This is a genomic window from Roseateles sp., from assembly GCF_031397715.1.
In the GTDB taxonomy this organism is placed as follows: Bacteria; Pseudomonadota; Gammaproteobacteria; order Burkholderiales; family Burkholderiaceae_C; genus Paucibacter_A.
On sequence record NZ_JANNMI010000259.1, the window covers coordinates 1 to 7,755 of the forward strand.

7 protein-coding genes and 1 other RNA gene are annotated in these 7,755 nt (G+C 57.3%); 7 read left to right on the top strand and 1 reads right to left on the bottom strand.

What is annotated here, in order from left to right; translation table 11 throughout:
* The 3 genes from RMO57_RS11360 to RMO57_RS11370 all read left to right on the top strand — a co-directional run.
* On the top strand, positions 1-1,041 hold a 1,041-nt coding region (locus RMO57_RS11360), incomplete at its 5' end, for an AIR synthase related protein (protein ID WP_310386690.1).
* A gap of 56 nt (positions 1,042-1,097) precedes the next feature.
* Positions 1,098-1,194, top strand: an RNA gene (gene ffs, locus RMO57_RS11365) — signal recognition particle sRNA small type.
* A gap of 133 nt (positions 1,195-1,327) precedes the next feature.
* On the top strand, positions 1,328-2,284 hold the full coding sequence (locus tag RMO57_RS11370) for an aldo/keto reductase (protein WP_310386692.1): 957 nt from the start codon (positions 1,328-1,330) through the stop codon (positions 2,282-2,284).
* A gap of 74 nt (positions 2,285-2,358) precedes the next feature.
* Here the strand turns inward: RMO57_RS11370 and RMO57_RS11375 are convergent, their stop codons facing one another.
* Positions 2,359-3,267 (bottom strand): LysR family transcriptional regulator, encoded by a 909-nt coding sequence (locus tag RMO57_RS11375; RefSeq protein ID WP_310386693.1) that lies wholly within the window; start codon positions 3,265-3,267, stop codon positions 2,359-2,361.
* A gap of 188 nt (positions 3,268-3,455) precedes the next feature.
* On the opposite strand from RMO57_RS11375, the gene RMO57_RS11380 reads away from it, so the two are divergent.
* The 4 genes from RMO57_RS11380 to RMO57_RS11395 form a co-directional block, all read left to right on the top strand.
* Positions 3,456-4,577 (top strand): C4-dicarboxylate ABC transporter, encoded by a 1,122-nt coding sequence (locus tag RMO57_RS11380; protein WP_310386695.1) that lies wholly within the window; start codon positions 3,456-3,458, stop codon positions 4,575-4,577.
* Between the two features lie 67 nt (positions 4,578-4,644).
* On the top strand, positions 4,645-5,271 hold the full coding sequence (locus RMO57_RS11385; protein ID WP_310386696.1) for a TRAP transporter small permease subunit: 627 nt from the start codon (positions 4,645-4,647) through the stop codon (positions 5,269-5,271).
* Complete coding sequence (locus RMO57_RS11390; RefSeq protein ID WP_310386699.1) at positions 5,268-7,202, top strand: TRAP transporter large permease; 1,935 nt, start codon at positions 5,268-5,270, stop codon at positions 7,200-7,202. Before RMO57_RS11385 ends, RMO57_RS11390 begins: the two co-directional genes overlap by 4 nt.
* Positions 7,203-7,483: 281 nt before the next feature.
* Positions 7,484-7,755: Bug family tripartite tricarboxylate transporter substrate binding protein (locus RMO57_RS11395; protein ID WP_310386701.1), on the top strand; the 272-nt coding region annotated here is incomplete at its 3' end.

A 7,755-nucleotide genomic window follows, 5' to 3' on the forward strand; every position in this document is an offset into this window, starting at 1 on the left:
GCCGTCGTAATAGCTCTTGCCGGTCAGCTCGCGCATCTCCTCGGCGCCCATGGCTTCACCGAAGTGCTGGCCTCGCGCGGCGAGTCGGCCTATGTAGTTGACGTCGGCCCGTTCTACATCGCAACAATAGTCGAATGCCTGGGCACCAAGACCTTGGTCGCCGACGAGATGCGCGAGCTGACCGGCAAGAGCTATTACGACGGCATCGCCCAAGACACCATCGCCATGGCGGTGAACGACCTGATCACTGTCGGCGCCACGCCCTTGGTGGTGCAGGCCTATTGGGCCGCTGGCGGCTCGGATTGGTTCGGCGACAAGCAGCGCGCGCAAAGCCTGGTTGAAGGCTGGAAGCGCGCCTGCGATACCTGTCAAGTCGCCTGGGGCGGCGGCGAGACCCCCGCGCTGGCTGGCATCGTCGAAGCCGGCCGCATTGATCTGGCCGCTTCATGCACCGGCTTGATCAACCCCAAAGAGCGGCTCTCGGTGGGTGACAAGCTAGGCGCCGGTGACGTCATCGTCTTGTTGGCTTCCAGCGGCATCCATGCCAACGGCCTGAGCTTGGCACGTAAGCTGGTTGAACGCCTGCCGCAAGGCTATCTGACCGAAATCGAACCGGGCCTCACCTACGGCGATGCCTTGCTGGCCCCCACCACGCTGTACTCGCCGGTCACCGAGGCGCTGTTCAAGGCCGGCGTTCTGCCGCATTACTGCGCCAACATCACCGGCCATGGCTGGCGCAAGCTGCTGCGTCATCCGGCCCAGTTCACCTACCGCATTCACAGCGTGCCGCCGGTCACGCCGGTGCTGCGCTTCATGCAAGAGCAGGCCAAGCAAGACGACCGCGAGGCCTACTCCACGCTCAATATGGGCGCCGGCTTTGCGATCTTTGTGAAAGCCGAAGACGCGGCGCGCACCGTCGAAGTGGCCAAGGCCTGCGGCATCGACGCCCTCATTGCCGGCCAACTCGAAGTAGGCCCGAAGCAGTTGCTGATCGAGCCCTTGAATATCCGCTTCAGTGACGACGATTTGCAGCTGCGCTGAGTAGATTTTTATCAGCACGCCCGGTCCTGCTCCGGGCATCGCTTACAATCTTCACCGACGGGCCTCCTCGCATGGAAGCGCGGCCAACCGGGTCAGATTGGGAACGAAGCAGCCCTAACCGTTGTGACCAGTGCCGGGGTAAGGCTCGTCAACCCCCAAATTCATGAATCAGTATAAAAGCACGCATCCATGTGGGCTTTTTTGTGTCTATTGATCTCAGGCTCGACGCTAAGGGCGGAGCCGCGGGGCATTAGCATGGAGCCCCTTCTCCCTTGCCGCCAAGCACATGACCGCACCCAACTCCAAACATCGCCTCATTCTCGGCTGCATGGGCTTCGGGGGTGGCTGGAACACCCAGCCGCTGGCCGAGGCCGACATTGCCAAGGCGCATGCCGCCGTGGAGGCGGCGCTGGCCGTCGGCATCACACGTTTCGATCACGCCGACATCTACACGTTGGGCAAGGCCGAGCAATGCTTTGGCGAGTTGTTCAAGCGCCAGCCTTCGCTGCGCGCAAGCCTGCAATTGCAGACCAAGTGCGCCATTCGCTTTGCCGATGCCGACGGCCCTAAACGTTATGACCTGTCCGCCGCCCATATTCAGGCCAGTGTTGAAGCCAGCCTGCGGCGCTTGCAGACCGACCATATCGACTTGCTGCTGCTGCATCGGCCGGACCCGCTGCTGGATGCGGCCGAGCTGGCTAGAGCCTGGCAGCGGCTAAAGAGCGCCGGCAAGATCGGGCGGCTGGGCGTGTCGAATATGCATGCGGCGCAGATGCGCGCGGTAAGTGCCGCCATCGACGAGCCACTGGCGGCCAACCAGTTGGAGATGAGTCTGCTCAAGCGCGACTGGCTGGATGCCGGCACCTGCTTCAACGATGAGCAGGCACCACTGGCAGCCTCGGCCTGGGGCGACACGCTGGATCATTGCCGCACAGCAAGGGTGGAGTTACAAGCTTGGGGCGCTCTGGCGCGCGGCGTCTACAGCGGCGCAGCAGCAGCCGACGCGCCGCCCGCCGTGCAGGCCACTGCCCGCTTGGTCAGCGAGTTAGCCGAGGGGCTGGGCTACAGCCGCGAGGCCCTGGTGCTGGCCTGGCTGCTGCGTCATCCGGCGCGCATCAGCGCCGTCATCGGCAGCGCCGATCCAGCCCGCATCCGCGCCTGCGCCGAGGCCACTGAGGTAGCACTCAGTGGGGCGGACTGGTATCGGCTTTACATTTCCGCGCGGGGTCGCGAATTGCCTTGATCCAATGGTCCTGCCGCGAGATACCTGTTGCAGCGAGGTGATGAGAGCGAAGTGCGCGTTGAGGGCAGTACGGTTCAGTATTGCGAGGCCCACCAAGACTCGCCCAACTGCCCTTGAAGCCACTCAATAAACCCGGTCACTTTGGCCGGAACCATGCGCGGCGACGGATAGACGGCGTGAACTTCTTGAGTAGGCAAGGTCCAGGCGTCGAGTACCGTCACTAACGCACCGCTCTTGATGGATTCATGCACCACATAGGTCGGCAGTGCGGCGATACCGAAACCCGCGCAGGCGGCCTCCATGAGTGCAGTCTTGTTGTTCGACCGCATCGGCCCACTGACCTGCACCGTCACCGCCTTGCCCTTGGCGGCGCTGAAATGCCAACGTGAATCATTTTGCACCGTGCTGCAGACCAAGGCGGCATGCGTCGCAAGCTCTGCAGGTGAACTCGGCCTGCCGCGACGGGCTAAATAGTCAGGTGCAGCAACCAGCGACCAAGGATTCAAGCCCAGATAGCGTGCGCCGAATGTAGAGTCGGCAAGGCGCCCCATGCGAATGGCCACGTCAATCCCTTGCTCCACCATGTTGACGAGGTGATCATCGAACAGCAGTTCAACATTCAACTTGGGATTTATTTCAAGAAAGCGCAATGTCAGTGGTGCCAGCACGCGCCGGCCAAAATCCATGGTTGTGCTGATGCGCAGCCCCCCTTGAACTTGCGATTGCATCAACATCGCCACGCTCTCGGCCTCCTCCAAGTGATGGGCGATCAGCTTGCACTTTTCGTAATACAGGGCACCAATCTCTGTCGGCGAGACACCATGCGTGCTCCGGTGCAGCAGGCGTGAACCCAGCTGCTTTTCCAGTTGGGCCATCAGCTTCGTCACCGAGGGCTGCCCGATGCCGAAGTCATCCGCAGCCTTGCTGAACGAGCCCAGATCGACGACGCGAACAAAAAGTTTGGTGGCTTGAAAACGATCCATGGCCAGAGTAGATCATGAGGCTCGCGGCCTTCAAGTATTCCCAAATGGAATAACCGTAATTCCTTGAGCAGTACTTCCGCAGTGCTGATGCCGTACAGGAAGATCCATTGCGGCTCATAGCGAAGCCGGACCAGAAAAGCTGTTGAGCGGTTGCCCACAGCTCATCCCTATAAACAGGAGATATCCATATGACCGACACCAAAGTTCCACGCCGCCGTAGCCTGCTCAAAGGTGCAGTACTTGCCGCAGGCGCGATGTCAGCCCCCATGATCGCCAGAGGTCAAACCGGCCCGATCAATATGCGCTGGCAGAGTACTTGGTCGAGCAAAGATATCTTTCACGAATACGCGGTCGACTTCGCCAAGAAGGTGAACGATATGACCGGCGGGGATCTGAAGATTGAAGTTCTACCGGCCGGCTCGGTAGTGCCTGCATTTGGCCTGCTTGAGGCAGTTTCCAAAGGGACGCTGGACGGTGGTCATGGCGTGCTGGGTTATCACTATGGCAAGCAGAACGCACTGGCCCTATGGAACTCCGGCCCAGCGTTCGGCATGGACGCAAATATGCTTTTAGCCTGGCACAAGTACGGCGGCGGCCAGGAATTGCTGGCTAAGTTGTACGCATCCATCGGCATCACAACGGTCCAATCGTTCTTATATGGGCCGATGGCAACGCAACCCTTGGGTTGGTTCAAAAAACCTGTCACCAAAGCTGAAGACTTCAAGGGTCTGAAGTACCGAACCAACGGCTTGGCAATCGACTTGTTCACTGCCATGGGTGCTGCAGTGAACGCCTTACCAGGCGGAGAAATCGTGCCTGCCATGGACCGCGGCCTGCTCGATGCTGCCGAGTTCAACAATGCTTCCTCCGACCGTCTGCTGGGATTCCCGGACGTCTCCAAGATCTGCATGCTGCAAAGCTACCACCAGAGTGCTGAGACTTTCGAGATCATGTTCAACAAACCGAAATATGACGCATTGCCAGCAAAAATGCGGGCCATCATTGCCGGTGCGGTCGAGGCAGCGTCGGCTGATATGTCATGGAAAGCCATTGACCGCTATTCCAAGGACTTTGTCGAGCTTCAAAACAAGGACAAAGTGAAGTTCTACAAGACTCCGAGCGCGGTGCTGCAAGCCCAACTCAAAATTTGGGCGGAGATTGTTGAGAAGAAATCGGCAGAGAACCCTTTATTCAAAGAAATCGTTGAGTCCCAGAAAGCCTTCGCTGAGCGCGCGGTAAGTTGGGAGCAAAATTATGTAATCAACAGAGCGATGGCTGCGAACTTCTTCTTCCCACCAAAGAAGGCATAAAACTCCTCTTGGCACCTCAACCGCCCATCGCACGCATGGGCGGTTGGTTTTTATAGTTGGCAAAAAAATGCAGAAAACATTTCTTCTCGTCGACAAAGTAAGTACCTGGTTGGGCCATGCTTTTTCCTGGCTCTTGGTTGCGCTTACGTTTTTGATTACCTGGGAGGTGTTTTCTCGCTATGTGCTTAGCAACCCCAATCCTTGGGCGTTTGACCTCATGATGATGATGTATGGGTCGATATTCATGATGGCTGGAGCCTACACCTTGTCCCAAAATGGTCACGTGCGCGGGGATGTGCTTTACAGTTTTTTCCCGCCGCGCTTACAGGCTGGTCTCGATTTGTTGCTGTATTTCTTATTCTTTATTCCGGGCGTCTTCGCGCTGGCGTGGGCTGGCTATTTTTATGCCGGGGAGTCTTGGGCCATCAAAGAAATTTCAAACATCACGTCCGATGGCCCTCCAATTTACCCTTTCAAGACCATTATTCCCCTGGCGGGCACCATGTTGCTTATTCAGGGAGTGGTGGAAATTTTGCGTTGCGTTGTGTGCTTAAAAGAAGGTCGTTGGCCTTCGCGCAAGGCCGACGTCGAGGAAGTTGACGTCGACAAACTCAAAGAGATGGTCCATGTGAGCGACCAAGACATCGTCGAGCTAGATAAATATATTGTGTCCAAAGAGGGAGCCACCAAGTGAAAAAGGAAATATGGTTTGGCCTCTCCATTTTATTGGCCGTTGTCATCAGCATTTTTGTCCTGATGCCTGCACCTTCTCAAATGACAAACGGTCATTTGGGGCTGCTGATGCTGGGCTTGGTGGTGGTTGCCATCATGATGGGATTCCCCACCGCGTTCACACTGATGGGCATGGGCATGATGTTTGCTTGGTTTGCTTTCCGAAGTCGCGACCCCGATCTGGCAGTCCAGCAGACACTCGACCTGATGGTGCAACGCACGTTCTCGGTAATGTCCAACGACGTACTGATCTCCATTCCCTTGTTCGTTTTTATGGGTTATTTGGTTGAGCGCGCCAATTTGATCGAAAAACTTTTCAAGAGTTTGCATTTGGCCATGGCGAGAGTGCCAGGCTCCTTGGCAGTCGCGACTGTGGTTACTTGCGCAATATTTGCTACCGCTACCGGCATCGTGGGTGCGGTCGTCACATTGATGGGTTTGCTGGCTTTGCCGGCCATGCTGCGCGCTGGCTACAGCACCCAACTCGCAGCAGGAGCCATTACTGCCGGAGGTTGCCTGGGCATTTTGATCCCACCTTCTGTGATGCTGATTGTTTATGGCGCTACTGCCGGCGTGTCTGTGGTGAAGCTTTATGCAGGGGCCTTTTTACCGGGTGTCATGCTGGCCACGCTTTATGTGGGCTACATCATTCTGATTGCCAAGCTCAAGCCAAAATGGGCGCCTCCGCTGTCGGCTGAAGATCGGGTCGTGCCCTTGCCCACCTATGCAAAAGCTATTTCCGACTCGTTTGGCAACAATGTCGTGCGTGGGTTGATAGCGGGTCTCAACGGCAAACTAAAACTAGGCGTGCCTGGACGCACGCTGGTGCTTCAGCTATTTACTGCCCTGCTGCCAGCCTTGGTTTTTACCGCTGCCATGGGCTTGAGCTACCGCACAATAACTGCGCCCAAAGTGGCAGTCGTGAGCGAAGCACAAGAAATGGGTAGTGGCTTTATCGCTGAGGAAGACGATTTTCAAGGCGGCGCAGCGCCCCCCCCACCTGACCCAGCTGACTCAGCGCCCGCTGCCGAGCCTAGCAAGGCAGATGCAAACGCGGCCACTGAAGTAGCCAAAGCAGCGCCGGATGCTGCAGCCGTATCCGTAACGCCCTCCCCTGCGCAAGCCAGCAGTGAGCGAGTGGCGGCGCCGACGAGCTTTTGGGTCACATTGGGTATTGGAGCGGCGGCACTGACAGTTTTTTACGCCTTTTTCACCTTCGCTCGGCTAGAGATCTTCAAGATGCTGCTGAGCTCGTTCTTCCCGCTGGCGATGTTGATTCTTTCGGTGCTGGGCACGATTGTGTTCGGCCTTGCCACCCCCACTGAGGCTGCGGCGATGGGTTCTATGGGCGGCTTGCTCCTGGCAGCGGCCTACCGGCGTCTGAACATGACTGTGGTCAGAGAGTCGGTGTACCTCTCGGCCAAAACCACCGCTATGGTTTGCTGGCTTTTTGTAGGGTCGAGCATTTTCTCGGCGGCATTTGCCTTATTGGGAGGCCAAGATCTCATCAACCAATGGGTGCTGTCCCTCAATATGACCACTCTGCAGTTCTTGATCCTGTCCCAAGTCATTATCTTTTTGCTGGGCTGGCCGCTGGAGTGGACCGAGATCATCGTGATCTTCATGCCGATATTTATTCCCTTGCTGGCGCATTTTGGCGTGGACCCTTTGTTCTTTGGCTTGCTGGTGGCCTTGAACCTGCAAACAGCCTTCCTCTCACCACCGGTAGCCATGGCGGCCTTTTACTTGAAAGGTGTTTCGCCGCCTCACGTCACGCTGAATCAAATTTTCCTCGGCATGCTGCCGTTTATGGGCATCCAAGTATTTGCACTGGTTTTGTTGTACACGTTTCCCGCCATCGGCCTTTGGTTGCCCAGCGTGTTGTACAAATAAGTGCCAAGCCTTGGTCCGGCAGGCTGCGGTTGCGGTTGCGGTTGCGGCAGTGTGGCAAGAACCGCAGCTTGTCCACACCGCCACGCTCGACAGCATCCAAAGCGCTCGGTGAAGTTAGCCGTATGCTCATGCGGAATAACGTTAATTCCGAACGGATGACTTCCAGAAAGTAGGCGGTCCGAGAGATGATTTTGGTCAATCAATCAATGTCGGTTGGTGGATCTCAGCCTCTTGGGAAAGCACATATGAAGAATCTCCGCCTTCACGCAATTGCACTCGGCATGCTTTGTTTACTGGTCCCTGTTGCAGCAACTGCACAGGCCTACCCCACCAAGCCGGTGCGTCTGGTGGTGCCCTTTGCCCCAGGCGGTACGACCGACCTGCTGGCGCGGGTCATATCAGCAAAGATGGGAGCCACACTAGGACAGACCGTTGTAGTTGAAAACAAAGGCGGAGCAGGAGGCGCGATCGGTGCAGCAGAGGTCGCGCGCGCGCAACCTGACGGCTACACGCTGCTCATGTCTTCAGTCTCGACGATGGCCACCAACCCGGC

Bases quoted from the DNA above. Each gene is read 5' to 3' on its own strand.
- RMO57_RS11370 (WP_310386692.1), top strand. From the start codon at position 1,328: ATGACCGCACCCAACTCCAAACATCGCCTCATTCTCGGCTGCATGGGC.
- RMO57_RS11375 (WP_310386693.1), bottom strand. From the start codon at position 3,267: ATGGATCGTTTTCAAGCCACCAAACTTTTTGTTCGCGTCGTCGATCTG.
- RMO57_RS11380 (WP_310386695.1), top strand. From the start codon at position 3,456: ATGACCGACACCAAAGTTCCACGCCGCCGTAGCCTGCTCAAAGGTGCA.
- RMO57_RS11385 (WP_310386696.1), top strand. From the start codon at position 4,645: ATGCAGAAAACATTTCTTCTCGTCGACAAAGTAAGTACCTGGTTGGGC.